The sequence below is a fragment of the Parasphingorhabdus sp. NYA22 genome (assembly GCF_976973735.1).
Genome location: NZ_OZ333477.1, coordinates 1314124 through 1339649, shown reverse-complemented (window position 1 = coordinate 1339649; position 25526 = coordinate 1314124). Strand labels below are relative to the sequence as shown.

The following is a 25526-nucleotide window of genomic DNA, read 5'->3' as shown; positions in this document are numbered from 1 at the left end:
CTCAGATCACTGACAATTGCGAATACGGACATCTTGCAGAGGACGCGTTAACGGCTGCGACATCCGTATTGCATGTGCATGAATAATGTTAACGTGGAGCAAAATGTCTGTAATTAGTAATTCATGGCTAAAAGTGGACGGTCGCAAAACCACCCAACTCCTGACGTTCAACCGCCGTGCAATCAGTTACCAAATTTCAGATTTTGACCACTAGTTTGATATTATAAGTTCTTTTGCCGGCGTCACCTTTCAACTAACCAGACAGCTCAGATCAACCGCCTCGATATCGAAGCCACTAAACAACTCACGGATCTCCGGCACTGCATTTATCGACAAAACAAATCGGCTTTGGTGATCAACTCGGCATAGCCCATGCATTCGATGATCGCCGATGCCAGATGCTCATGCACTGTTAGGGGACTAGAGGTTCTGGGGAGCTGAAAGCGTATCAAACGATCTGACATTGCACTTCATTGGTCGCGATTGCGACCAGTCCAGCAGCCGATGGCTAGCCGGAAAAACACAGACAGGGAATGTGGACACTTGGCCGCGAAGGCTGGCTTCCAGATTATTTATCAGCAACGACATCGGTTTTCGGCTTCAGCCAGCGATATAAAAAATCGGGGATATCATCCTGTCCGTACCTGTCGGCCCGAACAAACCAGCGATGTAGCATCATCCGTCCGGCCGCTTGATCGGATGCAGGAAGCTGCTTGTTTCTGTCTGACAGTTTAGTGATCATGCCGCGCATAGGTTCGTAAGCATTGCCGACATTGCTCTGGTCCCAGACCTCCCGTATCTTGGGCAAGGCAAATTCCGTAAGCTGTGCGTCGCTGTGCTCGGAATGCAGCGAATGTTTCAGCATGGCGCTATAGCCGTCATTCCAATATTGCTGGTACGCATCACTCAGCATCGCTGCAAATAATCGACGAACTTCCTTTTCGGGCCGGTAGGCCATCAGATTGCGACCACCTTCTTCAGCCAGCGAGAAACGCAGCGGCGTTATGACATCCGTCGCGGCCTCCACCAGAAACCCAAGCTCCATCGCGTCCAGTTGCTTGTCCGCCATGAAATCCGCGTTGATCTTTTGTGCTTTAGCGATGTCGATTTTCGTCAGGCTATCCTCGGCATTTTCCGCCAGGACTGTAAAAAGCGCGTCATCGACAACGAACCTATTGTCGTCCTGTTCGGTAACGCTGCCAGTGGATACGGACAGGAATGCGGCGGCTATCGTGGCTAACATATTGTTTCCAACTAACTATGATGTGACGCGCCCACCTAGTGGTTATCGTTTGAAGCCTATTTTGTGAACCCGTATTCTTTCACCGCCTTATCGAGTCACCAGTCCTTGCTCGCGATTATCCATCTGACATCCTGACCGACCGCTCTTCATTCGCCTAGCTCAAGTCCTATCGCATGCGCGAGAAACGCGTAAATATCCGAATATTCCTCGATCACCTTGTCCGTCGGCTTGCCGCTGCCGTGGCCAGCCCGGGTCTCGATCCGGATCAGATGCGGTGCATTACCCGTATCCAGCGCCTGTAACCGCGCGGTATATTTGAAACTGTGGCCGGGCACGACCCGGTCATCGGTGTCGGCTGTCGAGACGATCAAGGCAGGATAATCGGTCCCGTTCTTGATATTGTGATATGGCGAATAGCCGAGCAGCGTTTTGAAATCCTGCTCCTTGTCCGGATAGCCATAATCATCGACCCAATAGCGCCCGGCCGTGAACCGGTCGAAGCGGAGCATATCCATAACCCCGACCGCCGCATGTCCGGCAGCGAATAGATCGGGCCGCTGGTTCATGACGGCACCAATCATCATTCCGCCATTGGAGCGGCCTTCTATGGCCAGACCGTCTTCGGGCGTAATGCCTTCGGCGATCAGATATTCACCGGCGGCGATAAAATCGTCGAAGACATTCTGCTTGTTCTGCAGGCGGCCGCCATCGTGCCACTCCTTGCCATATTCGCCGCCACCGCGCAGATTGGCCGAGGCGAAGACACCGCCCGCCTTGATCCACGCCATCCAGGCCGGCTTATATTGCGGCAACACGGATATGTTGAAGCCGCCATAGCCGTAAAGCAACGTCGGTGCGGCTTTTGAGAGATCCTTGCCTTTCATATGCACCAGGAACATCGGAATCCTGGTGCCGTCCTTGCTCTTGTAAAAGCGCTGCGTCACCTCGACCGCTTCGGGATCAAATGGCAGCGCCGGTTCAGCCCAGATGGTCGGTTCCGATGATGGCTCATAGCGGAAAACCGTGGTCGGCCGGTTAAAGCTCCCGAAAGTGAAAAAGCCTTCCTCGCTCTTCATAGAACCGCTGAGGCTAGTCACCTGCCCCGGTCCGGGCAGATCGAGCGCGCCGAGCGCCTTGCCATCGAGATCGAATGTGGAAAGCTCGCTTTTAGCATCGACGAGATAGCTGACGACCAGCCGGTCACCGACAATCATTGCCCCGTTGATCACCGCCTCGCTTTCCGCAACCAGTTCGGTAAACTCAGGCTCGTCCGCGCCCAGATCGATTTTTACCACGCGTAGACGCGGGGCATCCTTATTGGTCGTGAAATAGAGTGTGTCGCCAACGCCATCAATCAGCCGCCAGTCATAGTCGAAGCCGCTGACCAGCTTGCGCGTCTCCAGTTCCGGCGCATCCACCTTGATCATCGTAACCTCGACGCGCTCATCGGTCCCGGAAGCGGACGCAATCATCACCCATTCCTTGTCCGAGGTCAGTTCTGCGAAGTGATTGAGCTCAGGCTGGTCGGGCGTTGCAAAGACTTTGATATCTTTCGACTGATCATTGCCGACGAGGTGCAGATAGACGGCATGATTCATGTTCAGCGACTGGAACGCTTCACCTTCGTCCGGTTTCGGATAACGGGAGTAGAGAAAGCCAGAATTTTTGGGCATCCATACCGGACTGGTGAATTTGGCCCATTCAACCGTATCCGCCTCGACCTCGCCTGTTGCCACATCCAGAATCTTGAGCGTTCGCCAGTCGGAGCCGCCGTCCTGCACCGCATAAGCGAGCAGACTGCCGTCACCGGACGGTTTCCAACCGGCCAGCGCCGTCGCCCCGTCGTCCGACCAGCCAGCCGGATCGATCAGCACCCGTTCTTCGCCATCCACGCCGTCACGGACATAGAGCACCGCCTGGTTCTGCCCGCCGCTCTTGCGTTCGTAGAAATATTTGCCGCCTGCTTCGACCGGAATGCCCAGATCATCATAATCGAACAATGCTTCCATCGATTTTGCCAGAACTTCACGGCCTTCGAGCTTTTCGAGATAGCCGTCGGTGAGCGCATTCTGCGTCTTCACCCAGTCGGCAACCTCGGTATCTTCGCGGACGTCATTTTCCAGCCAGCGATAGGGATCGGAGATATATTCGCCAAATTGCTCTTCGACGACGTCAACAGTCCTGGTTTCGGGGTAGGTCAGCGGGATTTCCTTATTTTCATGATCCGCGGCCAGCGCGGGGGAGGTTGCGGCCAATCCCATGGCCAATGTCAAAATGATCAAACTGCGCATATTTACCCCGGACAAAAGAAAGAGGCCGCAAGCTTATCGCTCACGGCCTCTCATATCAATTGAAACTGTATCCTGGATGAAGGACTTATGCGTCTTCGTATTCATCCTGTGCGCTCTGGTCAGGACCGCTGTCCTGACCCTTGGCGTCCACGTCGCGATCGACGAGTTCGATGATTGCCATCGGCGCGGCGTCGGAACCACGGAAACCGGCGCGAATGATGCGGGTGTAACCGCCACTGCGTTCGGCATAACGGTCAGCAATAGTTTCGAAAAGTTTCTTTTCCTGGGTCTCATCCATCAAACGTGCATGCGCAAGACGACGGTTAGACAAGCCACCGCGTTTGCCGAGCGTGATCAGTTTTTCGACATAAGGGCGCAGTTCTTTAGCCTTCGGAACAGTGGTCAAAATCTGTTCGTGCTTGATCAGTGCAGCCGCGAGGTTCTTCAGCAGAGCCTGACGGTGAGCACCGGTCCGCTGCATACGGCGGCCCTTCATTCTATGACGCATAGTTAAATCCTTCGTTCGTTAAGGGGCCGTATGAGGTACCCCGCAGCAGGTGATTTTACAGAGGCATCACCAGTTAACCTCTTGCCGTCATTCCGGCCTGCGCCGGGATGACGGAGAAATTAACCGAGCAGCTCTTGTTCGAGTTTCTTGGCCATTTCTTCGATATTTTCAGGCGGCCATCCGGGGATGTCCATGCCGAGACGCAGACCCATGCTGGACAGCACTTCCTTGATTTCGTTCAAGGATTTGCGGCCAAAGTTTGGCGTGCGCAGCATTTCGGCTTCGGTCTTCTGCACGAGATCGCCAATATAGATGATATTGTCGTTCTTGAGGCAGTTGGCGGAGCGGACGCTGAGTTCCAGTTCGTCGACCTTCTTGAGAAGATAGCGGTTGAGCTGGTTGGCATCGCTTTCTGCCTGGCTCTGCTGGGCGGCCATGCCGATTGGCGAGGAAACCTGTTCCAGCGCTTCTTCGAAATGTACGAAGAGCTGCAGCTGGTCCTGCAAAATGCGGGCCGCATAAGCGATCGCATCTTCGGGAGTGACCGTGCCATCGGTTTCGATGGTGAGGTTCAACTTGTCAAAGTCCAGTTCCTGACCAACGCGGGCATTGTCGACCTTGTAGGATACCTGACGGACCGGCGAATAGAGCGAGTCGATCGGGATCAGACCAATCGGCGCATCGGCCGGACGGTTGGCAACTGCAGGAACATAGCCCTTGCCGACGTTGACGGTCAGCTCCATGTTCAGCGAAGCGCCTTCGTCGAGATGGCAGATGATCAGGTCGGGGTTCATGATTTCAATGTCGCCGGAGACAGCGATGTCGCCAGCTTTGACTGCAGCAGGACCGGTTGCGGAGAGCTGCAGACGCTTCGCATCTTCGCTTTCCATTTTCAGGGCGATCTGCTTGACGTTGAGAACAATGTCGGTAACATCTTCACGAACGCCGGGCAGCGAGGAAAACTCGTGCAGGGCGTTTTCGATCTTGATCGAGGTAACTGCCGCACCCTGAAGCGAGGACAGAAGCACGCGGCGAAGCGCGTTGCCCATGGTCAGACCAAAGCCGCGTTCCAGAGGCTCGGCGATGAAAGTCGCCTTGCGCTTCGGGTCTCCGCCGGGCTTGATGTCGAGGACGTTGGGCTTCTTCAGTTCTTGCCAGTTCTTCATATTGACAGTCATGGACTTCCCCTAGTGGTTCAAAGAGCGGGTGTGGACGTCAGTACCGCTCTGAATTTTAAAAAAGTGGGACCGGCCAACCGGCCTGTCCCAGAAACTCAAGCGGTTTTAGACGCGGCGCCTTTTTGATGGGCGAACACCGTTATGCGGGATCGGTGTAACGTCACGGATCGATGTGATCGTGAAGCCAACAGCCTGAAGTGCACGAAGAGCGGATTCACGACCGGAGCCGGGACCCTTCACTTCGACTTCGAGAGTCCGCACACCGTGGTCGGCGGCTTTCTTGCCAGCGTCTTCCGCTGCAACCTGAGCGGCATAAGGTGTCGACTTACGAGAGCCTTTAAAGCCCATCATGCCTGCGGAGGACCAGCTTATCGCATTGCCCTGGGCATCGGTGATGGTGACCATCGTGTTGTTGAAAGTGGCGTTGACGTGCGCGACGCCTGCCGAAATGTTTTTGCGCGCACTTTTCTTTATGCGCTGCGGTTCGCGTGCCATGTGATCAATTCCTACCTAATATCTTGAAAATACTTATCCGAAGACAAGTTCTATTTCTTTTTGCCAGCAATCGCCTTGGGCTTGCCTTTACGGGTGCGCGCATTGGTATGCGTACGCTGTCCGCGAACTGGCAGGCCTTTACGGTGACGCAGGCCGCGATAGCAGGCCAGGTCCATCAAACGCTTGATGTTCATTGCAACTTCACGCCGCAGATCGCCTTCAACCGTATGATCGGCATCAATTGTTTCGCGAATGTGCAAAATTTCCTGATCGGTGAGGTCTTGAACCCGGCGGGTCGGATCAATCTTCAGTTTTTCAACAATGTCAGCCGCAGCCGTGCGTCCGATACCGTGAATGTAGGTTAGCGCAATGATTACGCGTTTGTTAGTTGGGATATTTACCCCAGCAATACGTGCCAATATATTTCTCCATGCTCCACAGGGACCGATTCGCCGGGACCTATCTCATAGCCAAGTCGTTAAAAACACACCCGAAACGCACAAAACCAGCGGACGCACGTAGGGCGCTGCCGGTTGTGTTGGATTTCGAATAAAGTTGAAATAGGGAGAGTCGCTGTCGCTGTCAACATGGAATGGCCGGAAAACCAGCTATTTCCTGCCTGCTCGAGCCACTGCCCTATCTAGTTAAAAATTCACGGGCGTCAAATGCTCGATAGGCTCTTTCCGATGTAGCGATGCATATGTCCGCTGGTTCGTGGCATACGCGTCCGCAATTATCGCAATATGCGGATTTCTATCCCCCGATCACCATGAGTCTCGCGTTAGCCCAGCCCCTTATAGCAGGCTCAGGCAGCCGCGCTGATCGTTCATGCTTCGCTTTCCTGCCAAAATGCACTAGCGTTCGCCCAATTTCATCGGGGGGCGTTAATTGACCAATAGAGACAAACATGATCTGTTCGAGATCGGCGGAGAGGCGATTGCGCCAGGAAAAACCGGCGACATTGCGATCCCGGTCAGCGACCTCTCCGCCGGCATGCAGGCCAATATGGAAGTGCGCGTTTTTCACGGCAAGCGCAAAGGTCCGACGATTTTCGTCAGCGCGGCGATCCACGGTGACGAGATTATCGGCACCGAGATCATCCGCCGAGTGATGAAGAAACTGCATCCGTCGCGCATGGCGGGAACGGTCATCTTCGTGCCGGTGGTCAATATGTTCGGCTTCATTAACCACAGCCGCTATCTTCCGGACCGCCGCGATCTCAACCGGTCTTTTCCCGGCACGGAAAAAGGCTCGCTTGCCTCTCAGCTGGCGAATATTTTCTCCACCGAGATTATCGATCGCTGCTCGCTCGGCATCGATATCCATAGCGCCGCGCAACACCGCTATAACCTGCCGCAGATCCGCATCGCTTCGGGCAATGCCGAACTTAAGGAGCTGGCGCTCGAATTCGGACCGCCGGTTGTCATCGAAGCAGACTTGCGCCCCGGCTCGTTGCGCGCCCTGGCCCGGGAAGCCGGCGTCGATATGCTGCTGATGGAAGCCGGTGAAGCGCTGCGCTTTGACGAATTTTCCGTGCTCACCGGGGTCAACGGCATTTTGCGGGTATTGAAGAAACTGGAGATGATCGATACCAAACGGCTCGGCAAGCGCGGGGCACCCCCTGCCCAGACCACCCGCACGGTCTGGCTGCGCTCGACCAGAGGCGGAATTTGCCGGCTGATTTCACAATCCGGCAGCAAAGTCCACAAGGGCGACACCGTCGCCTGTATCAGCGATATTTTCGGCGATGGCGAAGAAGCGATCCTCTCCCCGGTTGACGGAATTGTCATCGGCCACAGCAACCTGCCAGTAGTCAATCAGGGTGACGCGCTGCTCCACATCGCCGAAGTGAGAATATTCCACACGGTGGGAGAACGGCTGGAGCAGATCGAAGGCGAGATTACCGGCAATCAGCTACTCGACGAGGATGAAGTTATCTAGCCTGGCAGCGGCCATTGACACCACTCGACCGTTAAGACTTCAAGGCCCGCGCAGACAATATAAGCCCGATCACCAGCTCAATGGCGCCGACCGCGAATAGCATAGCGCCGGACATGGCATCGAGTGCATATATGCCTGCGAAACCGACAGCTGTGATCAGGGCGGCCAGCAGCCAATATGTTTTGTCGCCATAGAGGGTAGCGAATGCAAAATAATGCACCCCGACCGCGATGGCGGCCACTGGCAACACATATGCTGACTGCAGAGGCAAGAATAGCCAGGCGGCAAACAGCCCGGCAAGCATTGCGATCGTGCTCTCCAGCCCCAGCATCCCGAGCGGGTTGTTCGAAGACAGACCGGGCCGACGGAACAGGACTCGCGAAAGCAGGGCCGAGACCGGAAAGATAGTCATCCCGCCGAGGAACAGCACGATGAAAGCCATGTTCACATCACTGCGCAAATATACAAATCCGGTAACTATCCAGATCAATCCCGAATAGATAACACCCGGTCCCCCGCCGACAAACGAGCGACTGACGGCATCCTGCGTTTGCCGGACTTGCATTATGCAGCTTTGCTCAATGTCGCGATCAGCCTTTGCCCTTGGTCTTGGTATCGCCAGCCTTTGCCTTTGCCTCGATGAATTCGATGATCTGGCCGGCGACGTCCTTGCCGGTTGCAGCTTCAATGCCTTCGAGACCCGGCGAACTGTTCACTTCCATGATCACCGGACCGTGGTTAGCGCGCAATATGTCCACGCCGGCCACGTTCAGCCCCATGACCTTTGCAGCGCGAATAGCGGTCGAGCGCTCTTCCGGGGTGATCTTGACCATTTTGGCCGAACCACCCCGGTGCAGGTTGGAACGGAAATCGCCTTCTGCGCCGGTCCGCATCATCGCGGCGACAACCTTGCCGCCGACGACGAAGATCCGGATGTCGCTTGATCCCGCTTCCTTGATGAATTCCTGGACAAGAATATTGACGTTGAGGCCGCGGAACGCCTCGATCACCGACTTGGCGCTGTTGTTGGTTTCTCCCAATACGACACCGATGCCTTGCGTACCTTCGAGCAATTTGATCACTGCTGGCGCGCCGCCAACAATCTTGAGCACTTCATCGGTCTGCTTCGGATCATGGGCGAAAGCCGTAACCGGCAGACCCAGGCCATGTTTGGCGAAAATCTGCATCGAGCGCAGCTTGTCGCGCGAACGGCCGACGGCAACGCTTTCATTCAATGGCCATACGCCCATCATCTCGAACTGGCGCAGCACCGCGAGACCATAATGGGTGATCGATGCGCCGATGCGCGGGATCACGGCGTCAAAACCGGTCAGCGTTTCGCCATTGTACAATATGCTTGGCCGATGCGAGGTGATGTTCATCGTGCAGCGCAACGTGTTAAGGATTCTCAGTTCGTGGCCGCGCTCTTCCGCCGCCTCCACCAGACGCCGATGGGAGTAGAGTCTGGGATTCCGTGCAAGCATTGCGATTTTCATATATTATCTTTCCTGGTGCCGGCCCAGCATCCAGCGCTTGGCGCTGTTGACGAGGAAGCCCCGCTTGAGCGCCCGGCGACCTATCAGGACCGGAAATATCATCGATTGCCGATTGGCAAGCGTCATATGCCCGACCCACTCCAGTGGCCCGAGCTTCATGACTGCTTCTACCACATAACGGGTTTGCATGACACCATTACTACTCTTTATCCGGCGCTGTCCGTAAACCCGCGCTTCGCAATGATGGTCGGGCGTACCGGACCCCATCGGGATGGTAAATTGCACATATGGTTCGCCATCTTTGTCGAAAGGCTTGATCCGGATGGCGTGGAGCGAGGAAGTCGCTGCCCCGGTATCAACCTTGGCATGAAGATTTTTCACGCCGAATTCCGGCAAGTCGATCAGCTCGCACCAACCGATTTCGCACGGCTCCTTGAGCTTCTTGGGGAGCTGTTTAAGCTTCGGTATATTTGCTTGCGCCATCGGCCGAATATCTGGCCGATGGCGCATTTTTGCGCAAGATAATTATGGCTTAGGTAACACCATAGGCGAGCATGGCATCGGCCACTTTCTTGAAGCCCGCGATATTTGCGCCCTTCACGTAATCGACATAGCCATCGCCCTGATCGCCATATTCGACGCATTTGCCGTGGATGCCTTCCATCAGATCGGTGAGCATCTCGCCGAGCCGCGCGTGGTTCCAGCTGATCCGCTCTGCATTCTGGCTCATTTCGAGGCCGGATACAGCAACGCCGCCAGCATTGGCAGCCTTGCCCGGACCGTACATGATCTTCGCATCGTGGAAGACATGGACGCCTTCCAATGTGGTCGGCATGTTGGCGCCTTCCGATACGGCAATCACGCCGTTCGCAACCAGTTCCCTGGCTTCCTCTTCATTGAGTTCGTTCTGGGTCGCGCAGGGCAATGCCAGGTCACACGGCACGCTCCAGGGACGCTTGCCTTCATGATAGGATGCACCGGTAAAATGATCGGCATAGTCGCTGATCCGGCCTCGCGTATGTGTCTTGTGATGTTTGACCCAGTCAATCTTGTCCTGATCGATACCGTCGGGATCGTGAATGAAGCCGCCGCTGTCGGAGAGCGTCAGGACCTTGCCGCCCTGTTTGGTGATCTGCTCTGCCGCGTGGGTCGCAACATTGCCGGAACCGGAGATAACTGCAGTCTTGCCCGCGATTGCGTCATTCCTGTGCTTGAGCATATTCTCCATGAAATAGACCGCGCCATAGCCGGTCGCTTCTGGCCGCATCTGCGAGCCGCCATATTCGATGCCCTTGCCGGTCAGCACGCCTTCCCAGCGATTGGTGATCCGCTTATACTGACCGAACATATAGCCGATCTCACGTCCACCGACGCCGATATCACCAGCGGGAACGTCCGTGTCCGGGCCGATATGCCGGTAAAGCTCGGTCATGAACGACTGGCAGAAGCGCATGACTTCGGCATCGGACTTGCCCTTCGGATTGAAGTTCGCGCCGCCCTTGCCGCCACCCATTGGCAGTCCGGTCAGCGCGTTTTTGAACGTCTGCTCGAACGCCAGAAATTTCAGCACGCTTTCGGTGACACTCGGGTGGAAACGGATACCGCCCTTGTAAGGCCCGATGGCATTGTTGTTCTGGATGCGGAAACCGCGCTGTACCCGAATGCAGTGATTGTCATCTTCCCAGCAAACACGGAAGGATATCACCCGGTCGGGCTCGGCAATGCGCCGCAAAATCTGTGCGCTGTGATAGGCTTCTTTATCTTCGATGAAATCGAAAATATCCATCGCGACTTCCTGAACCGCCTGAACAAATTCAGGCTGGCCCGGATTGCGCTTCTTGACGCCTTCCATGAATGTCGGAAAATCTACATGATCGGAAACGGCCATTATATACCCCTCAAATATTGTATATCAGCGCGACCCGATTATCGCTGTCGGCATCCTCAAGCCGGCAACAAGTATATATCGATCATAGAACTATTAAGCGGCTAACGTAAAGCCTTGAGGTTGAGCCCTAATCAGCTCTCTTCATCACCTTGCCCAGCCCCGTCATCCGGCAAGACGGCGCCCGGTTTATCCGCTTCAGCAAACAAACCGGCCAGACGAGCCAATTGCTCGCCGATCACGCCGTCCACCGCCGGAGCGATCTGGTCGACGGGAAATTCCATATAGCCACCCACTTTATAGGTGAACCTGACCACGGTGCTATCGCCCTCCGGCTGCAGCAACATGGTCAGCGTGCCGGTAACCGCTTCGCCCTGAAGCGGTCCCAGCGCACCGGACAGCCGCAGCATCTTGTTGTTGCGCGCATAGATCACGCGCATATGCTGGACGCTGCCCTCGGAACTTTTGATATTATCATCCGACGTCGTCCGGATCAGCTCGCAAAAGCAACCGCCGGCCTGCGGCACGAGATAGAAATTTTCGGCATTGCCGGACCAGCTGTGATCCGGGTTCCAGTAGCGAGACGGCGCGATCATCGCCTTCCAGACCGTTTCATTGTCACCGGCGATCACTGCCTGGTGCTGGACGGTGAAGCCGTTGTCGGCGGTGTTGGTCACTTCCGCATTTGCGGCGGTCATGCAGCAAACTGCTGCCATTCCCAAAATTGCGTGAAATGCCAGCTTCGCCATGACCCTATCTCCAGTAAAATTATTCAGAGCGACAGGACAGCCTCTATCGCATCATTGACTTCCGTCATGCTGCCCATGCCATCGACCTTGCGCACGATGCCGCGCGCTTCGTAAATCGGCAGGATCGGCTGGGTCTTCGCCCGATATTCTTTCATGCGGGTTCGCACGGTCTCTTCATTGTCATCCGGGCGGCGCTTGAATTCGCTCTTGCCGCACACATCACAGACACCTTCGACGGCAGGCTTCTTGAACTTGTCGTGATAGCCTGCCCCGCAATTGCCGCAGGTATAGCGGCCGGTGATCCGTTCGACCAGTGCGTCTTCGTCGACGACGAGCTCGATCACGTATGATAGCGTGCGGTTTCTCGCCGCCAATATTTCGTCCAGCGAAACAGCCTGCGCCGCTGTCCGGGGATAGCCGTCAAAGATAACGCCTTGATCGGGGCCGAGTTCATCCAGCCTGTCACCGATAATGCCCGAAACGACTTCGTCAGGAACCAGTTCACCGGCATCCATCAGCGCCTTGGCTTTTTTGCCGACCTCGGTACCGGCTTTTACCGCTGCACGGAGCATGTCGCCCGTGGAGAGCTGGACCATGCCATGTTCATCTTCGAGACGACTAGCCTGAGTACCCTTCCCGGCACCTGGCGGTCCCAACAAAATAATGTCCATGATTGTCCCCTGAAAATTATGATGAGTCTGGTCGGCTGGGCTATCTAGCGTTTACGCCGACCGCCCTTGAGTTTGGCTTTCTTGAGCAAATCCCCATATTGAAGCGCCAGCAAATGGCTCTGGATTTGCGTCACCGTATCGACCGTCACATTGACGACAATCAACAGGCTGGTACCACCAAGGAAGAAGATCGGCAGGCTCGTCTGGGCCATGACATATTCCGGCAGGACACAGACGAAAGCCAGATAGGCCGCGCCGACCACGGTGATCCGGGTCAGCACATAATCGAGATAATCAGCGGTATTCTTGCCCGGACGGATGCCCGGGACGAAACCACCGTTTTTCTTCAGATTTTCGGCCGTTTCTTCCGGGTTGAAGACAACCGCGGTGTAGAAGAAACAGAAGAAGACGATACCCGATGCATAAAGCGCCATGTAGAGCGGCTGGCCGTGCGCCAGATACTGGTTCAGCATGATAACGAAATCACCGAACATGGTTTCACCGGATGTCGCATTGCCGGCGAACTGACTTACCGTCAGCGGCATCAGCAGCAGCGACGACGCGAAAATCGGCGGGATAACACCTGCAGTATTGACCTTCAGCGGCAAATGGCTGCGATCCGCCTGCATCACGCCGTGTTGCGTGGCGCGCTTCGGATACTGGATCAGCACCCTTCGCTGGGCGCGCTCCATGAAGCTGATGAACAATACCAGACCGGCAACCATCACGATCAAGCCGACGATGGTCAGCGCGCTGATCGAACCGGTGCGGCCGCCTTCCATCAGATTACCGACAAAGGTTGGCATCTGGGCGACAATGCCGGCCATGATGATCAGCGAGATACCGTTACCGATGCCGCGGCTGGTGATTTGCTCACCGAGCCACATCAGGAAGAGCGTTCCGCCGACCAGACTGATAACCGCGCCAACGCGGAACATATAGCCGGGCTCTACAACTGCCTGCAGACCGGACTGGGAAGCGAAGCTCTCCAGGCCAACGGCAATGAAATAGCCCTGAACGGCGGTCAGGCCGACCGTGCCGTAGCGGGTATATTGATTGAGTTTCTTGCGCCCGGACTCGCCTTCTTTTTTGACCGCAGCCAAAGTAGGCGAGAGCGCCGCTGCCAGCTGGACCACAATCGAAGCGGTAATATATGGCATCACGCCCAACGCAATAAGGCTCATCCGCTCGAGCGAACCGCCTGAAAATGTATTGAAAATATCAAGAACGCCGCCACGGGTCTGATCATAGAGATCAGCCAGAACGACCGGATCTACGCCAGGCAGCGGAACAAAGCTGAGCAGACGGAAAATGATAAGCGCGCCAAGCGTAAACCAGATGCGTTTACGCAATTCGGTAGCTTCGCCAAATTTTGCCAGGTTGAGATTCGCTGCGACCTGATCGGCTCTTGATGCCATGCTTGACTTCCCTGCCCACTATTAGTTTGCAACGCGCCCCTGCGGAGGCAGAGGCCCATCTCCAACTATTGCGACTTGCTGCAATCTCCGGAGATGAATAGCTGCTTTTGCAGCTATGCAACCCGCCCCATATCGGATGTTAGTGCATCAAAAACAAGGGGCCAGAAAAAGAGGCGCTAAAACTAGCGCCTCTCGAAGATCAATCGTTCTTTTTAGCCTTGTTTGCGGCTTTTTTCTCGCGCGCAGGCTTGGAAGCCACAGCCTTTTTCTCGCCCTTGGGACGGCGTTCGCCACCCGCTGGAAGAATTTCGACCTTGCCGCCTGCTTTTTCAACCGCTGCAACAGCAGCTTTCGAAGCACCGGCAACGGTGATCGTGATTTTGGCTTTCAATTCGCCTTTGGCAAGCAGACGGACGCCGTCCTTGCCGCCACGAGCGAGACCAGCAGCTTTCAGCGTTGCATGGTCGATCGTGCCTTTGCCATCGAGGCTTTTGCTGTCGATGAACTTCTGGATCATGCCCAGGTTCACTTCCGCATAGTCTGTGCCGAAAGGGTTGTTGAAACCGCGTTTCGGAAGACGCATGTGGAGCGGCATCTGGCCGCCTTCAAATCCGTTGATTGAAACACCGGAACGGGACTTCTGGCCCTTTTGGCCACGTCCGCCGGTTTTGCCTTTGCCCGAGCCGATGCCCCGGCCAACGCGCATGCGCGACTTGCGTGCGCCTTCATTGTCTCTAAGTTCGTTTAATTTCATGTCTTGTACTCGCTTTCGCTTTTATGCGCACGGAAGTCTCGGGTGTTACCCTTCGAGAACTTCCACCAGATGATGTACTTTGCCGATCATACCGCGGACTTCGGCGGTGTCTTCCAGTTCGGAAACACGGTGCATCTTGTTGAGACCGAGACCGATCAGCGTTTTGCGCTGAGATTCCGGACGACGGATCGGAGATCCGATCTGCTTGATTTTAATTTTCGCCATCAAAATTACTCCGTAACTGCCGCGGCATCTGCTGCCACTTCAGCAGCCGAACCGCCAGCACGTGCAAGCAGGTCGGTCACTTTCTTGCCGCGTCGCTGGGACACGGATTTCGGGCTCGACTGATCTGCCAGTGCGGCAAAAGTCGCGCGGATCATGTTGTAAGGATTGGCTGTACCATTCGACTTGGTCACAACGTCGGAAACGCCGAGACTTTCGAAAACGGCACGCATTGGACCACCGGCAATAATACCGGTACCAGCTGGTGCCGAACGAACGGTAACGTTACCGGCGCCAAATTGGCCAGTGCCATCATGGTGCAGGGTACGGCCTTCACGAAGCGGTACGCGAACCATCGACTTCTTTGCAGCAGCCGTTGCTTTGGTAATGGCTTCAGGCACTTCGCGTGCCTTGCCCTTACCGAAGCCGGCACGGCCCTTGCCGTCGCCAACCACAACCAGTGCAGCAAAACCGAAGCGCTTACCGCCCTTAACAGTTTTGGAAACGCGGTTGATGTGGACCAATTTCTCGATCAGCTCTTCGCCGCCGTCATTGTTGCCACGACCACCGCGATTGTTACGTCCGCCGCCACGATTGTCACGACCGCCACCGCGGTTGTCACGGTTGCCACCGCCGCCGCCACGGTTTCCACCGCGAGCAGGACGATCGGGAGCGCCGCCGGTTTTAGCTTCAGGCGCTACAGCAGCTGCTGGCTGATTGCCTTCACCGGTCGTGCCTGGCTTTGCCGCGCCGTCTGGTGTTGTGTTCTCTTCAGCCATATTAAAACTCCAATCCGCCTTCACGTGCTGCGTCGGCCAGAGCCTTCACACGTCCGTGAAACAGGAACCCGCCACGGTCAAAAATTACTTCTTTAACGCCTGCCTTCTTGGCGGCTTCGGCTACGCGCTTGCCAACATCGGCAGCAGCGTTGCTATCCGCGCCGGTTTTGACCGAAGACGCTTTGTCGATGGTCGAAGCGGAAGCCAGCGTTTTGCCCTCGGCATCGTCGATAACCTGAGCATAGATATGCCGGCTCGTACGATGGACGGACAAACGAGGCTTTGAGAGCCCGCGCTTCCGCAATTTGCTGCGTACGCGTTGCTGGCGCCGTTTGAACTGAGAAATATTCGCCATGGCTTATTTCTTCTTCCCTTCTTTGCGGAAAATATATTCGCCGCGATATTTAATACCCTTGCCTTTATACGGTTCGGGCTTGCGCCAGCGACGTATTTCGGCAGCGACCTGGCCAACTTGCTGTTTGTCCATGCCGGTGATTTCGATCGTTGTCTGATCGGGTGTCTTGATCTCGATACCGTCCGGGATCGCGAAGTTCACATCATGGCTGTAACCGAGCTGCAAATTCAGGTTCTTGCCCTGAGCTGCTGCACGATAACCAACGCCGTTGATTTCCAGAACCTTGGTAAAACCGGCAGTAACGCCATCAACCAGATTCTGTACCAAAGTACGCTGCATTCCCCAGAATGCGCGAGCGGTTTTCGACTTGTTTGCTGGTTTAACCAGCAATCCACCGTCGCTCAGTTCGTAAGTCAGGTCATCAACCATCGGGGTCGAAAGCTCGCCCTTTGGTCCTTTGACCTTGACCAGGCCATCTTCCATCACGGCAGTGACGCCGTCCGGAATAGCCACTGATTTTTTGCCAATACGGGACATGATTAGAATACCTCAGCCAGTACTTCGCCGCCGACCTTCGCCTGACGCGCTTCTGCGTCAGAGAGAACACCTTGTGGCGTCGATACGATTGTTATGCCCAAGCCGTTGCGTACCCGTGGCAGATCTTCCGAACCGCTATAGACACGACGACCAGGCTTTGAAACACGGGCCACGTGGCGAATTGCCGGTTGGCCTTCAAAATATTTCAGTTCAATCCGCAGACCGGGGTGCTTGTTGACCTCTTCTTCGCTGTAGCCACGAATATAACCTTCGCGCTGCAACACTTCGAGGACGGCACCACGCAATTTGGACGCAGGTGTTACGACGCTGTCTTTGCGTGCCTGTTGTCCGTTACGGATACGGGTGAGCATGTCACCCAAGGGATCGGTAAAAGCCATATTATCTCTCCCTTACCAGCTTGATTTCGTTACGCCGGGAATCAGACCTTTATTGGCCATGTCTCTCAGCTCGATGCGGCACAGGCGGAACTTACGGTAATAACCGCGAGGCCGTCCTGTGGTTTCACAGCGGTTGCGCACGCGGGTTGGATTCGCATTGCGCGGTATTTCCGCCATTTTTAGGCGCGCCATCAGACGTTCGGTCTCGTCAAGAGACTGATCCGATGCCATCGCCTTAAGTTTCGCATAACGGCCAGCGAATTTCTTCACCATCCGTTTGCGTTTTTCGTTTCTGTTAATGGAACTCAGTTTCGCCATGACTTAAGTTCTCGTCCTTCCGTATAATGAAGCGCTCATGCGGCTTCTTTTTCTTCCGATTGTTCCTCTTTAGGGAACGGGAAACCAAATAATGCCAGAAGCGCACGCGCCTCGTCGTCTGTTTTTGCAGTAGTCGTCACAATCACGTCCATGCCGCGGACAACGTCGATGTTGTCATAGGCGACTTCGGGGAAAATGATCTGCTCTTTCAGGCCCATGGCAAAATTGCCACGGCCGTCAAAGCTTTTCGGATTCAGACCCCTGAAATCCCGGATACGAGGCATAGCAACGGTCACCAGACGATCGATAAATTCATACATCCGCTCCCGGCGCAGATTGACTTTACAGCCAATCGGCATGCCTTCACGCAATTTGAACGTCGCGATCGAGTTTTTCGCTTTGGTAATCACTGGCTTCTGGCCAGCGATCAATTCCATTTCGGCTGCAGCAGTTGCAACTTTCTTCTTGTCCTGACTACCTTCGCCAACACCCATGTTGATGGTGACCATGGTGATCCGAGGAACTTCCATGTGGTTGGAGTAGTTGAACTTTTCCTGCATCGCTTTGACGATTTCCTCGTCATATTTGGTGCGCATGCGGGGGATATATTTTTTATCAGCCATCGACTTTCTCCCCGGACTTTACAGCGATACGCTGCATCTTTCCGTCTTCTGTCTTTTCAAATCGGACCCGCGTCGGCTTGCCGTCTTTCGGATCCGCCAGAGCCACTTTGCTGATGTGCATCGCCGCTTCGCGTCGCTCGAGGCCACCCTGGGGGCTTGCCTGGGTTGGCTTGCGGTGACGAATAGCAATATTCACACCGGAAACGATAAGCTTGCCGTCTTTCGGCATCACTTTGGTGACTTCGCCCGACTTGCCCTTGTCCTTGCCGGACAGGATCACGACGGTGTCGCCTTTTTTGATCTTTGCATTGGCCATGATTAAATTACCTCCGGCGCAAGGCTGATGATTTTCATATGCTTTTTCGCACGCAGTTCACGAACCACGGGGCCAAAAATACGGGTGCCGATAGGCTCCTGGTTGTTGTTCACCAAAACCGCTGCATTGCTGTCGAACCGAATGACCGATCCGTCCTTGCGACGAATGTCTTTCTTGGTACGAACGATCACCGCACGGTGAACGTCGCCCTTCTTGACCTTGCCGCGCGGTGCTGCTTCCTTGATCGATACGACAATGATGTCGCCGACGCCGGCAAAGCGACGCTTCGAGCCGCCCAGCACCTTGATGCACTGCACGCGTTTGGCGCCGCTATTGTCAGCGACCTCCAGGTTCGATTGCATCTGGATCATGGATCCAATTCCTTCTTCATAAACCCGGATAACCGGGCGTTTCCTACTTCGTCACCCCGGCAGACCCGGGATATTCTAAACTATTCGGCGGCTGGCGTCGCTTCGGCTTTTTCTTCTGCCGCTGGCTTCACTGGCGCCTTGATCTTTTCGTCTTTCGGATCGCTAGCCGTAATCTCGCTTACCGTCGGTGTTGCTACACCGGCTGCTGCGCCGACCCGTTCCAGAACTTTCCAGGTCTTCAGCTTTGAAATCGGACGGGTTTCTTCAATCCGTACGGTTTCGCCGAGGCTGATTTCATTGTTTTCATCATGCGCATGATATTTTTTCGAGCGCCGGATGATTTTTCCGTAAAGCGGGTGCTTCACCTTGCGTTCGACATTGACGACAACAGTCTTGTCGCCCTTGTCTGACACAACCGTGCCGGTGAGAATACGTTTTGGCATATCGGTTCCTTACGCCTTAGCTTCTGCGGGAGCCGCGTTTGCACGCTCGGCCTGCAATGTTTTGATCCGGGCGATCGTGCGACGCACTTCCCGCGTCCGGCTTGGTTTTTCGAGCTGATTGGTCGCAGCCTGGAAACGCAGGTTAAATGCCTCGCGCTTCAGTTCGCCCAGTTCGGTCTCGAGCTGATCGTCGGTTTTGGTCCGCAAATCTTCAGTTTTCATGCTCATCTAGCTTAACCTTCCAGATGTGACGTATCGCCGAGGCGGGCCACAACCTTTGTCTTGATCGGGAGCTTCATCGCTGCCCGCTCGAAAGCGATCGCTGCAATCGGTCCGGGAACGCCGTCCAGTTCGAACAGAATCCGGCCTGGTTTTACCCGAGCAGCCCAATATTCTACCGAGCCCTTACCCTTACCCTGACGAACTTCGGCAGGTTTCTTGGATACTGGCACATCCGGGAAAATCCGGATCCACAACCGGCCCTGACGTTTGATGTGACGCGTGATCGCACGGCGAGCCGCTTCGATCTGACGCGCGGTAATCCGGTCAGGCTCCATGGCTTTCAGGCCATAGCTACCGAAATTCAGGGTAGAGCCACCTGGCGCCTTGCCTTTAATCCGGCCTTTAAAAGCCTTGCGGAACTTATGTTTCTTGGGTTGCAGCATGATGCTCTACCTATTCCTCAAAAATCAACGTTGGTGCTGCGGACGGACGCCGGAAGTCTGTGCTTCCACATTCAACCGATCCTGAGCCATCGGGTCGTGACCCAATATCTCGCCTTTAAAAATCCAGACCTTGATACCGATAATGCCATAAGCTGTCAGCGCTTCATATTCAGCATAGTCGATATTGGCGCGCAGCGTATGAAGCGGCACGCGGCCTTCACGATACCATTCAACGCGAGCAATTTCTGCTCCGCCCAAACGGCCACCGCAAACAATCTTAATTCCTTCAGCGCCCAGACGAAGAGCGGACTGAACCGCACGCTTCATGGCACGACGGAAAGCAACGCGGCGGATCAACTGATCACCAATGCCCTGCGCTACCAGCTTCGCGTCGACTTCCGGCTTGCGGATTTCAACGATGTTCAAAGAAACGTCACCGGACGACATGTCGCTCAGTTTGCGACGCAGCTTTTCGATATCCGCGCCTTTTTTACCGATGATAACACCAGGACGTGCAGCATAGATCGAAATGCGGCAAGTTTTTGCCGGACGCTCGATCACTACCTTCGAAATCGCTGCCTGTGGCAGCTCTTTAAAGATAAATTTGCGCATCTTGATGTCTTCCATCAAGAGGTCGCCGTAATTGGAACCTTCCGCATACCAGCGAGAGTCCCAGGTCCGGTTGATCTGCAGGCGAAGCCCGATAGGATTACTCTTTTGACCCATGGTTACGCCTCTTCCTCTTCATGCTCGCGCACGACAATGCGAACGCGGCTAAATGGCTTGATAATCTTGGCTGAACGACCACGAGCACGCGCCTTCCAGCGCTTCATCGTGATTGACTTGCCGACGCTCGCTTCGTGAACGATCAATGCGTCAACATCCAGATTGTGATTATTCTCGGCATTGGCGATTGCTGAAGCGAGAACCTTGCTGACATCCTTGGCCATCGACTTCTTGGAGAAGGACAGAATGTTCAAAGCGTCTTCCGCTTTCCGGCCACGGATCAGCTGTGCAACCAAGTTGAGCTTCTGGGCAGAACCACGGATGGAATTGCCTACAGCCAAAGCTTCATTGTCGCCAACCCGGCGGGGTGATGATGCCTTACCCATTATTTCTTGCCTTTTTTGTCAGCGCCATGGCCATAGAAGTTCCGCGTTGGTGCGAACTCGCCAAGCTTGTGACCGACCATGTCTTCATTCACCGAAACCGGGATGAATTTCATGCCGTTGTAAACGCTGAAGGTCAGGCCGACGAAATCAGGCAATACAGTGGAACGACGCGACCAGGTCTTGATCGGTGTACGAACACTGTTTTCCTGCGCAGTCTGCGCTTTTTTCAGCAGGTGGAGGTCAACAAATGGACCTTTTTTGATGGAACGAGCCATGCTTACCTCTTCTTCTTCGCGTGACGCGACCGGATGATCATCTTGTCAGTCGATTTATTGCTACGGGTACGAGCACCCTTGGTTGGCTTACCCCATGGCGTAACGGGATGACGACCACCGGAAGTCCGGCCTTCACCACCACCATGCGGGTGATCGACTGGGTTTTTCGCAACACCGCGAGTAAGAGGACGACGTCCCTTCCAGCGGGTACGGCCTGCCTTGCCGAAATTCTGGTTTGAATTGTCGGGGTTGGAAACCGCGCCAACAGTCGCCATGCAATCGGAGCGAAGATAGCGTTGCTCACCGCTTTTCAGGCGAACAATAACCATACCGCGATCACGACCAACAATCTGGACATAAGCACCAGCCGAGCGAGCGATCTGGCCGCCCTTGCCTGGCTTCATTTCAACATTGTGAACGATCGTACCAACCGGCATCTGCGACAGCAACATTGCGTTGCCAGGCTTCACGTCGGTCTTTTTGCCAGCAATCACGCTGTCGCCAACGTCGAGACGCTGCGGTGCAATGATATAGGCCAGTTCGTCATCTTCATATTTGATCAGCGCGATAAAGGCAGTACGGTTCGGATCATATTCGAGCCGTTCAACCGTAGCAGACATATCCCATTTGCGCCGCTTGAAGTCGACGAGACGATATTTCTGCTTGTGACCACCAGCGATGCCGCGTGACGTGACATGGCCTTTGTTGTTCCGGCCACCGGTCTTGTTCTTGCCTTCGACAAGCTTCTTGACAGGCTTGCCCTTCCAGAGGCCGCTCTTGTCGACCAGGATAAGACCACGCCGGGCGGGGCTTGTCGGTTTATAGGATTTTAATGCCATGTGCCCTTAAACTCCCGTGGTGATGTCAATGGTCTGGCCTTCGGCCAAAGTGACAACAGCCTTTTTGATGTCGTTGCGAGTGTAGGGACGCCCCTTCCACTTCTTGGTCTTGCCCTTTTGCACCAGCGTGTTGACGTTTTTGACTTTGACATCAAACAACGCCTCGATGGCTGCCTTGATCTGCGGCTTGGTTGCGGTGTTCGCAACCTTGAATACCACAGCATTATGCTCGCTGAGCAAGGTCGATTTTTCGGTGATATGCGGGCCGACAATTACGTCATAGTGACGAATATCGACTGCTTCTTTTTTAGCCATTGAAGCGCGCCTCCAGCTTTTCTACCGCTGCGCGCGTCAGCACCAGGGTTTCATGGTTCAGAATGTCATAAACATTGGCACCAGCAGCTGGCATCACATTGACGCGTGGAATGTTGTTCGAAGCCTTCGAGAAAGTTTCATTCACAACATCGCCGTCCATGATCAGCGCCGTCTTGCCAAAACCGAGCTTTGAAATATTGGCCAAGAGCGCCTGTGTTTTGGCCTCCTTGAAATCAATATTTTCGAGCACGATCAGGTTGTTATTTTTGACCTTGTCGCTCAGCGCCATTTTCAGACCCAGAGCGCGAACTTTCTTGTTCAGCGATGGATTGAAATCACGCTTGCGAGCACCGTGGGCTTTACCACCACCGATGAAGATAGGAGCACGACGATCACCATGACGAGCGGTACCGCCGCCCTTTTGATTGCCGTATTTCTTACCGGTACGAGCAACGTCTGAACGCTCGCGGGTCGGACGGGCCGTTCCGCGTGCTTTTTCGCGCTGCCAGTTGACGACACGGTGAAGAATATCTGCGCGCGCTTCGATACCGAAGACATCATCGTTCAATTCGATGTCGCCTTTGGCTTTCGCGTCGAGGGTTATCACTTTCAATTTCATGGCTTAGCCCTCCTTCCCTGCATCATCTGCAGCATCAGACTTCTCATCTGCCGTTTTTTCTGCCGGAGCGTCGGCTGCTGCCGCTACTTCTGCATCGGTTGGACCAGTTGGCGCTTCGATCGCTGCATCCGCTTCGATCATGCCAGCCGGCGCATCTTCAGTCGCCGTCTCATCCGCGTTACGGCGCATAGCACCCGGGAATGGAACACCTTCTGGAAGAGCAACCTTGACGGCGTCCTTAACCAGAAGCCAGCCGCCCTTGGAACCGGGAACGCTGCCACGCACAAAGATCAAACCGCGAGCGGCGTCTGTACGGACGATTTCCAGATTTTGCTGGGTGCGGTTTCTCGCGCCCATATGGCCGGCCATTTTCTTGCCTTTGAAAACCTTGCCCGGATCCTGGTTTTGACCAGTAGAACCATGGGCACGGTGAGAGATAGAAACACCATGAGTTGCGCGCATACCGCCGAAACCCCAACGCTTCATCGCACCGGCAAAGCCTTTACCCTGGGTAACACCCTGGATATCGACCATCTGGCCGGCAATGAAATGGTCAGCAGTTACGGTAGCACCGATAGGGAGCAAAGCATCTTCGCTATCAACCCGGAATTCGGCAACCCGCGCCTTTGGCTCAACTTCTGCCTTGGCAAAAGCTTCACGCTGTGGCTTGTTTACATTTTTCGCTTTACGGGCACCTGCACCAAGCTGAACAGCAAAATAGCCATCACGTTCTTGATTGCGGGCTCCGACAACCTGACATTCTTCCAGAGAAAGAACGGTAACCGGCACATGCCGACCATCTTCCTGAAACAAGCGGGTCATCCCCATTTTTTTCGCGATCACGCCTGTACGCACGATCAATCTCCTTCACAGAGGCCGAACGAACCATTTCGTCCGGCTTGCCAGCCCAAATTGTCATGCGTCACCCCGTCCGGGCTGTAATAGTTCCGGAAAATCCGGAACGAGACGGAGGACGCTGCCCGGTGAAAACCGGCGGTATCCTGTCGTTCGTCTAATTTCCGCCTGGGCAGAAATCTCCAATCAATTGGCTCAGGCCAGTTTGATCTCGACATTTACACCAGCAGCGAGGTCGAGCTTCATCAAAGCATCGACAGTCTGCGGCGTTGGTTGCACGATATCGAGCAACCTTTTATAGGTCCGAACCTCGAACTGCTCGCGAGACTTTTTGTCTACGTGCGGCCCGCGGTTAACGGTGAATTTTTCAATGTGCGTTGGCAAAGGTATCGGTCCACGGATCAGAGCGCCAGTGCGGCGTGCAGTATCAGCGATATCGCCGGTCGCTTGATCTAGAACCCGATGATCGAATGCCTTCAAGCGAATGCGAATATTTTGCGTTTCCATGTACCTGTTACCAATGTCAAAGAGCCAAAAATAAACCGCCCCGATTTTCTAACGAAAAAGGCCGGAGCGGCGAAAAAACTGGCTGCCCGAATCACCGATCCGGGCAGCGAGGCGTTCCTATATTACTTTGTTACGCTGCTGACAACCCCTGATCCAACGGTACGTCCGCCTTCGCGAATAGCGAAGCGAAGACCTGGATCCATAGCGATTGGAGCAATCAGTTTAACACCGATCGTAACGTTATCACCTGGCATAACCATCTCAGTGCCCTCAGGAAGGATCACTTCGCCGGTTACGTCAGTCGTACGGAAGTAGAACTGTGGACGATAGTTGGCGAAGAATGGCGTGTGACGGCCGCCTTCGTCTTTCGACAGCACGTAAACTTCAGCCGAGAATTCGGTGTGCGGCGTAATCGAGCCTGGCTTGCAAAGAACCTGGCCACGTTCAACCGATTCACGGTCAACGCCACGGATCAAAGCACCGATGTTGTCGCCAGCTTGACCGGAATCGAGCAACTTGCGGAACATTTCAACGCCGGTAACGGTGGTCTTCGTGGTATCTTTGATACCGACGATTTCACATTCGTCACCAACATTCACGATACCGCTTTCAACGCGACCGGTAACAACCGTACCACGGCCCGAGATCGAGAACACGTCTTCGATTGGCATCAGGAATGGAAGATCAACTGGACGTTCTGGCTGTGGAATGGCTTCGTCGACAGCTTTCATCAGTTCAAGAATCTTGTTCTTGCCGATTTCGTCGTCGCGGCCTTCGAGCGCAGCCAGGGCAGAACCGGATACGATTGGAATAGCGTCGCCATCAAAGTCATAATAAGACAGAAGCTCGCGGATTTCCATTTCAACCAGTTCGAGCAACTCTTCGTCGTCGACCTGATCAACCTTGTTCATGAAAACAACAAGCGCAGGAACACCAACCTGACGAGCGAGCAGGATGTGCTCACGAGTCTGTGGCATCGGGCCGTCAGCAGCGTTAACCACCAGAATAGCACCATCCATCTGCGCAGCACCGGTAATCATGTTTTTCACATAATCGGCATGGCCTGGGCAATCGACGTGCGCATAGTGGCGTGCTTCGGTTTCATATTCAACGTGAGCCGTTGAAATGGTGATGCCGCGCTCGCGCTCTTCAGGAGCCTTATCGATGTTTGCAAAGTCAACAGCGGTACCGCCAGTTGATTCAGCAAGAACCTTGGTGATCGCCGCAGTCAACGTCGTTTTGCCGTGGTCAACATGACCGATGGTTCCGATGTTGCAGTGCGGCTTGTTGCGCTCAAACTTCTCTTTAGCCATTTTATTTTACCTCTGATTTTCTATCATCTTGATAG

35 protein-coding genes and 1 pseudogene are annotated in these 25526 nt (G+C 54.7%); 1 reads left to right on the top strand and 35 read right to left on the bottom strand.

The window, feature by feature from the left end; translation table 11 throughout:
• Positions 1-568: 568 nt before the first annotated feature.
• The 6 genes from ACWFTY_RS06500 to rpsM all read right to left on the bottom strand — a co-directional run bounded on the left by ACWFTY_RS06500 (position 569) and on the right by rpsM (position 6134).
• A complete protein-coding gene (locus ACWFTY_RS06500) occupies positions 569-1243 on the bottom strand; it encodes a hypothetical protein (protein WP_447526532.1) in 675 nt (224 codons plus the stop codon).
• Between the two features lie 146 nt (positions 1244-1389).
• Positions 1390-3534: a prolyl oligopeptidase family serine peptidase gene (locus tag ACWFTY_RS06495; protein WP_447526531.1), complete on the bottom strand. Its 2145-nt coding sequence runs from the start codon at positions 3532-3534 to the stop codon at positions 1390-1392.
• 85 nt (positions 3535-3619) lie between these two features.
• Positions 3620-4042, bottom strand: a complete 423-nt coding sequence (rplQ, locus tag ACWFTY_RS06490) for a 50S ribosomal protein L17 (RefSeq protein ID WP_447526530.1) — start codon at positions 4040-4042, stop codon at positions 3620-3622.
• A 119-nt stretch (positions 4043-4161) separates the two neighbouring features.
• A complete protein-coding gene (locus ACWFTY_RS06485) occupies positions 4162-5220 on the bottom strand; it encodes a DNA-directed RNA polymerase subunit alpha (RefSeq protein WP_447526529.1) in 1059 nt (352 codons plus the stop codon).
• A 105-nt stretch (positions 5221-5325) separates the two neighbouring features.
• Positions 5326-5715 (bottom strand): 30S ribosomal protein S11, encoded by a 390-nt coding sequence (rpsK, locus tag ACWFTY_RS06480; protein WP_067198370.1) that lies wholly within the window; start codon positions 5713-5715, stop codon positions 5326-5328.
• Positions 5716-5765: 50 nt separating this feature from the next.
• Positions 5766-6134, bottom strand: coding sequence for a 30S ribosomal protein S13 (rpsM, locus tag ACWFTY_RS06475; RefSeq protein WP_447526528.1), 369 nt, complete (start codon positions 6132-6134; stop codon positions 5766-5768).
• Positions 6135-6603: 469 nt separating this feature from the next.
• Here rpsM and ACWFTY_RS06470 point away from each other — a divergent pair, with 469 nt between their 5' ends.
• The gene (locus tag ACWFTY_RS06470; RefSeq protein ID WP_447526527.1) at positions 6604-7656 is read left to right on the top strand and encodes a succinylglutamate desuccinylase/aspartoacylase family protein; all 1053 of its coding nucleotides are present in this window, start codon (positions 6604-6606) and stop codon (positions 7654-7656) included.
• 31 nt (positions 7657-7687) lie between these two features.
• Here ACWFTY_RS06470 and ACWFTY_RS06465 read toward each other — a convergent pair whose 3' ends face one another.
• From ACWFTY_RS06465 to tuf, 29 genes and pseudogenes are all read right to left on the bottom strand, one after another.
• Positions 7688-8221, bottom strand: a complete 534-nt coding sequence (locus tag ACWFTY_RS06465) for a DUF7010 family protein (RefSeq protein WP_447526526.1) — start codon at positions 8219-8221, stop codon at positions 7688-7690.
• 25 nt (positions 8222-8246) lie between these two features.
• On the bottom strand, positions 8247-9152 hold the full coding sequence (gene rimK, locus ACWFTY_RS06460) for a 30S ribosomal protein S6--L-glutamate ligase (protein ID WP_447526525.1): 906 nt from the start codon (positions 9150-9152) through the stop codon (positions 8247-8249).
• A gap of 3 nt (positions 9153-9155) precedes the next feature.
• Positions 9156-9635: an ATP-dependent zinc protease family protein gene (locus ACWFTY_RS06455; protein WP_447526524.1), complete on the bottom strand. Its 480-nt coding sequence runs from the start codon at positions 9633-9635 to the stop codon at positions 9156-9158.
• 49 nt (positions 9636-9684) lie between these two features.
• Positions 9685-11040, bottom strand: a complete 1356-nt coding sequence (gene gdhA / locus ACWFTY_RS06450; protein WP_447526523.1) for an NADP-specific glutamate dehydrogenase — start codon at positions 11038-11040, stop codon at positions 9685-9687.
• 131 nt (positions 11041-11171) lie between these two features.
• Positions 11172-11786 (bottom strand): hypothetical protein, encoded by a 615-nt coding sequence (locus ACWFTY_RS06445; protein WP_447526522.1) that lies wholly within the window; start codon positions 11784-11786, stop codon positions 11172-11174.
• A 23-nt stretch (positions 11787-11809) separates the two neighbouring features.
• Positions 11810-12457, bottom strand: a complete 648-nt coding sequence (locus ACWFTY_RS06440) for an adenylate kinase (protein WP_447526521.1) — start codon at positions 12455-12457, stop codon at positions 11810-11812.
• Positions 12458-12501: 44 nt separating this feature from the next.
• Entirely contained in the window at positions 12502-13875 is a 1374-nt protein-coding gene (gene secY / locus ACWFTY_RS06435; protein WP_447526520.1) for a preprotein translocase subunit SecY, read from the bottom strand.
• 199 nt (positions 13876-14074) lie between these two features.
• Positions 14075-14629: a 50S ribosomal protein L15 gene (gene rplO / locus ACWFTY_RS06430; protein ID WP_447526519.1), complete on the bottom strand. Its 555-nt coding sequence runs from the start codon at positions 14627-14629 to the stop codon at positions 14075-14077.
• A 45-nt stretch (positions 14630-14674) separates the two neighbouring features.
• The gene (gene rpmD / locus ACWFTY_RS06425) at positions 14675-14854 is read right to left on the bottom strand and encodes a 50S ribosomal protein L30 (RefSeq protein ID WP_067198352.1); all 180 of its coding nucleotides are present in this window, start codon (positions 14852-14854) and stop codon (positions 14675-14677) included.
• A gap of 5 nt (positions 14855-14859) precedes the next feature.
• Positions 14860-15630, bottom strand: coding sequence for a 30S ribosomal protein S5 (gene rpsE / locus ACWFTY_RS06420; protein WP_447526518.1), 771 nt, complete (start codon positions 15628-15630; stop codon positions 14860-14862).
• A 1-nt stretch (position 15631) separates the two neighbouring features.
• Positions 15632-15985, bottom strand: a complete 354-nt coding sequence (gene rplR, locus ACWFTY_RS06415) for a 50S ribosomal protein L18 (protein ID WP_335653205.1) — start codon at positions 15983-15985, stop codon at positions 15632-15634.
• Between the two features lie 3 nt (positions 15986-15988).
• A complete protein-coding gene (gene rplF, locus ACWFTY_RS06410) occupies positions 15989-16522 on the bottom strand; it encodes a 50S ribosomal protein L6 (RefSeq protein WP_447526517.1) in 534 nt (177 codons plus the stop codon).
• A 2-nt stretch (positions 16523-16524) separates the two neighbouring features.
• Complete coding sequence (rpsH, locus tag ACWFTY_RS06405; RefSeq protein WP_067198345.1) at positions 16525-16920, bottom strand: 30S ribosomal protein S8; 396 nt, start codon at positions 16918-16920, stop codon at positions 16525-16527.
• Positions 16921-16932: 12 nt separating this feature from the next.
• Positions 16933-17238, bottom strand: a complete 306-nt coding sequence (gene rpsN / locus ACWFTY_RS06400) for a 30S ribosomal protein S14 (protein WP_447526516.1) — start codon at positions 17236-17238, stop codon at positions 16933-16935.
• Between the two features lie 35 nt (positions 17239-17273).
• On the bottom strand, positions 17274-17861 hold the full coding sequence (gene rplE, locus ACWFTY_RS06395; RefSeq protein ID WP_447526515.1) for a 50S ribosomal protein L5: 588 nt from the start codon (positions 17859-17861) through the stop codon (positions 17274-17276).
• Entirely contained in the window at positions 17854-18177 is a 324-nt protein-coding gene (gene rplX, locus ACWFTY_RS06390; protein ID WP_447526514.1) for a 50S ribosomal protein L24, read from the bottom strand. The genes rplE and rplX overlap by 8 nt, the downstream gene beginning before the upstream one ends.
• Positions 18178-18179: 2 nt before the next feature.
• On the bottom strand, positions 18180-18548 hold the full coding sequence (rplN, locus tag ACWFTY_RS06385; RefSeq protein ID WP_067198338.1) for a 50S ribosomal protein L14: 369 nt from the start codon (positions 18546-18548) through the stop codon (positions 18180-18182).
• A gap of 191 nt (positions 18549-18739) precedes the next feature.
• Positions 18740-18991, bottom strand: a pseudogene (gene rpsQ / locus ACWFTY_RS06380) (30S ribosomal protein S17); the annotation flags it as partial.
• A gap of 9 nt (positions 18992-19000) precedes the next feature.
• Positions 19001-19219, bottom strand: a complete 219-nt coding sequence (gene rpmC / locus ACWFTY_RS06375) for a 50S ribosomal protein L29 (RefSeq protein ID WP_447526513.1) — start codon at positions 19217-19219, stop codon at positions 19001-19003.
• A gap of 5 nt (positions 19220-19224) precedes the next feature.
• A complete protein-coding gene (gene rplP / locus ACWFTY_RS06370) occupies positions 19225-19656 on the bottom strand; it encodes a 50S ribosomal protein L16 (RefSeq protein WP_100092383.1) in 432 nt (143 codons plus the stop codon).
• A gap of 24 nt (positions 19657-19680) precedes the next feature.
• Positions 19681-20382, bottom strand: a complete 702-nt coding sequence (gene rpsC, locus ACWFTY_RS06365) for a 30S ribosomal protein S3 (RefSeq protein ID WP_447526512.1) — start codon at positions 20380-20382, stop codon at positions 19681-19683.
• A 2-nt stretch (positions 20383-20384) separates the two neighbouring features.
• Complete coding sequence (gene rplV / locus ACWFTY_RS06360; RefSeq protein ID WP_067198329.1) at positions 20385-20768, bottom strand: 50S ribosomal protein L22; 384 nt, start codon at positions 20766-20768, stop codon at positions 20385-20387.
• The gene (rpsS, locus tag ACWFTY_RS06355; RefSeq protein ID WP_067198327.1) at positions 20768-21043 is read right to left on the bottom strand and encodes a 30S ribosomal protein S19; all 276 of its coding nucleotides are present in this window, start codon (positions 21041-21043) and stop codon (positions 20768-20770) included. The genes rplV and rpsS overlap by 1 nt, the downstream gene beginning before the upstream one ends.
• Before the next feature lie 2 nt (positions 21044-21045).
• Positions 21046-21882, bottom strand: a complete 837-nt coding sequence (gene rplB / locus ACWFTY_RS06350; protein WP_447526511.1) for a 50S ribosomal protein L2 — start codon at positions 21880-21882, stop codon at positions 21046-21048.
• A gap of 6 nt (positions 21883-21888) precedes the next feature.
• A complete protein-coding gene (locus ACWFTY_RS06345) occupies positions 21889-22197 on the bottom strand; it encodes a 50S ribosomal protein L23 (RefSeq protein WP_067198324.1) in 309 nt (102 codons plus the stop codon).
• Complete coding sequence (rplD, locus tag ACWFTY_RS06340) at positions 22190-22816, bottom strand: 50S ribosomal protein L4 (protein WP_447526510.1); 627 nt, start codon at positions 22814-22816, stop codon at positions 22190-22192. Before rplD ends, ACWFTY_RS06345 begins: the two co-directional genes overlap by 8 nt.
• Positions 22817-22819: 3 nt before the next feature.
• Positions 22820-23671: a 50S ribosomal protein L3 gene (rplC, locus tag ACWFTY_RS06335; protein WP_447526509.1), complete on the bottom strand. Its 852-nt coding sequence runs from the start codon at positions 23669-23671 to the stop codon at positions 22820-22822.
• A 195-nt stretch (positions 23672-23866) separates the two neighbouring features.
• The gene (gene rpsJ, locus ACWFTY_RS06330; RefSeq protein ID WP_066744965.1) at positions 23867-24178 is read right to left on the bottom strand and encodes a 30S ribosomal protein S10; all 312 of its coding nucleotides are present in this window, start codon (positions 24176-24178) and stop codon (positions 23867-23869) included.
• Positions 24179-24300: 122 nt separating this feature from the next.
• A complete protein-coding gene (tuf, locus tag ACWFTY_RS06325) occupies positions 24301-25491 on the bottom strand; it encodes an elongation factor Tu (RefSeq protein WP_447526508.1) in 1191 nt (396 codons plus the stop codon).
• Between the last annotated feature and the right edge of the window lie 35 nt (positions 25492-25526).

What these genes read in the sequence shown, in the direction of transcription:
- ACWFTY_RS06465 (WP_447526526.1), bottom strand. Translation starts at nt 8,221, where the DNA reads ATGCAAGTCCGGCAAACGCAGGATGCCGTCAGTCGCTCGTTTGTCGGC.
- rpmC (WP_447526513.1), bottom strand. Translation starts at nt 19,219, where the DNA reads ATGAGCATGAAAACTGAAGATTTGCGGACCAAAACCGACGATCAGCTC.
- rplD (WP_447526510.1), bottom strand. Translation starts at nt 22,816, where the DNA reads ATGAAATTGAAAGTGATAACCCTCGACGCGAAAGCCAAAGGCGACATC.
- rplO (WP_447526519.1), bottom strand. Translation starts at nt 14,629, where the DNA reads ATGAAATTAAACGAACTTAGAGACAATGAAGGCGCACGCAAGTCGCGC.
- rplQ (WP_447526530.1), bottom strand. Translation starts at nt 4,042, where the DNA reads ATGCGTCATAGAATGAAGGGCCGCCGTATGCAGCGGACCGGTGCTCAC.
- rplB (WP_447526511.1), bottom strand. Translation starts at nt 21,882, where the DNA reads ATGGCATTAAAATCCTATAAACCGACAAGCCCCGCCCGGCGTGGTCTT.
- rpsE (WP_447526518.1), bottom strand. Translation starts at nt 15,630, where the DNA reads ATGGCTGAAGAGAACACAACACCAGACGGCGCGGCAAAGCCAGGCACG.
- rplF (WP_447526517.1), bottom strand. Translation starts at nt 16,522, where the DNA reads ATGTCCCGTATTGGCAAAAAATCAGTGGCTATTCCGGACGGCGTCACT.
- rpsH (WP_067198345.1), bottom strand. Translation starts at nt 16,920, where the DNA reads ATGGCTTTTACCGATCCCTTGGGTGACATGCTCACCCGTATCCGTAAC.
- rplN (WP_067198338.1), bottom strand. Translation starts at nt 18,548, where the DNA reads ATGATCCAGATGCAATCGAACCTGGAGGTCGCTGACAATAGCGGCGCC.
- rplV (WP_067198329.1), bottom strand. Translation starts at nt 20,768, where the DNA reads ATGGGTAAGGCATCATCACCCCGCCGGGTTGGCGACAATGAAGCTTTG.
- ACWFTY_RS06445 (WP_447526522.1), bottom strand. Translation starts at nt 11,786, where the DNA reads ATGGCGAAGCTGGCATTTCACGCAATTTTGGGAATGGCAGCAGTTTGC.
- rpsK (WP_067198370.1), bottom strand. Translation starts at nt 5,715, where the DNA reads ATGGCACGCGAACCGCAGCGCATAAAGAAAAGTGCGCGCAAAAACATT.
- rplX (WP_447526514.1), bottom strand. Translation starts at nt 18,177, where the DNA reads ATGGCCAATGCAAAGATCAAAAAAGGCGACACCGTCGTGATCCTGTCC.
- ACWFTY_RS06485 (WP_447526529.1), bottom strand. Translation starts at nt 5,220, where the DNA reads ATGACTGTCAATATGAAGAACTGGCAAGAACTGAAGAAGCCCAACGTC.
- ACWFTY_RS06440 (WP_447526521.1), bottom strand. Translation starts at nt 12,457, where the DNA reads ATGGACATTATTTTGTTGGGACCGCCAGGTGCCGGGAAGGGTACTCAG.
- rpmD (WP_067198352.1), bottom strand. Translation starts at nt 14,854, where the DNA reads ATGGCGAAAATTAAAATCAAGCAGATCGGATCTCCGATCCGTCGTCCG.
- rpsC (WP_447526512.1), bottom strand. Translation starts at nt 20,382, where the DNA reads ATGGGTCAAAAGAGTAATCCTATCGGGCTTCGCCTGCAGATCAACCGG.
- rplE (WP_447526515.1), bottom strand. Translation starts at nt 17,861, where the DNA reads ATGGCTGATAAAAAATATATCCCCCGCATGCGCACCAAATATGACGAG.
- ACWFTY_RS06495 (WP_447526531.1), bottom strand. Translation starts at nt 3,534, where the DNA reads ATGCGCAGTTTGATCATTTTGACATTGGCCATGGGATTGGCCGCAACC.
- rpsJ (WP_066744965.1), bottom strand. Translation starts at nt 24,178, where the DNA reads ATGGAAACGCAAAATATTCGCATTCGCTTGAAGGCATTCGATCATCGG.
- gdhA (WP_447526523.1), bottom strand. Translation starts at nt 11,040, where the DNA reads ATGGCCGTTTCCGATCATGTAGATTTTCCGACATTCATGGAAGGCGTC.
- rplP (WP_100092383.1), bottom strand. Translation starts at nt 19,656, where the DNA reads ATGCTGCAACCCAAGAAACATAAGTTCCGCAAGGCTTTTAAAGGCCGG.
- rpsS (WP_067198327.1), bottom strand. Translation starts at nt 21,043, where the DNA reads ATGGCTCGTTCCATCAAAAAAGGTCCATTTGTTGACCTCCACCTGCTG.
- rimK (WP_447526525.1), bottom strand. Translation starts at nt 9,152, where the DNA reads ATGAAAATCGCAATGCTTGCACGGAATCCCAGACTCTACTCCCATCGG.
- secY (WP_447526520.1), bottom strand. Translation starts at nt 13,875, where the DNA reads ATGGCATCAAGAGCCGATCAGGTCGCAGCGAATCTCAACCTGGCAAAA.
- rpsN (WP_447526516.1), bottom strand. Translation starts at nt 17,238, where the DNA reads ATGGCGAAACTGAGTTCCATTAACAGAAACGAAAAACGCAAACGGATG.
- ACWFTY_RS06345 (WP_067198324.1), bottom strand. Translation starts at nt 22,197, where the DNA reads ATGGCTAAAAAAGAAGCAGTCGATATTCGTCACTATGACGTAATTGTC.
- tuf (WP_447526508.1), bottom strand. Translation starts at nt 25,491, where the DNA reads ATGGCTAAAGAGAAGTTTGAGCGCAACAAGCCGCACTGCAACATCGGA.
- ACWFTY_RS06455 (WP_447526524.1), bottom strand. Translation starts at nt 9,635, where the DNA reads ATGGCGCAAGCAAATATACCGAAGCTTAAACAGCTCCCCAAGAAGCTC.
- rplR (WP_335653205.1), bottom strand. Translation starts at nt 15,985, where the DNA reads ATGGCGAATATTTCTCAGTTCAAACGGCGCCAGCAACGCGTACGCAGC.
- ACWFTY_RS06500 (WP_447526532.1), bottom strand. Translation starts at nt 1,243, where the DNA reads ATGTTAGCCACGATAGCCGCCGCATTCCTGTCCGTATCCACTGGCAGC.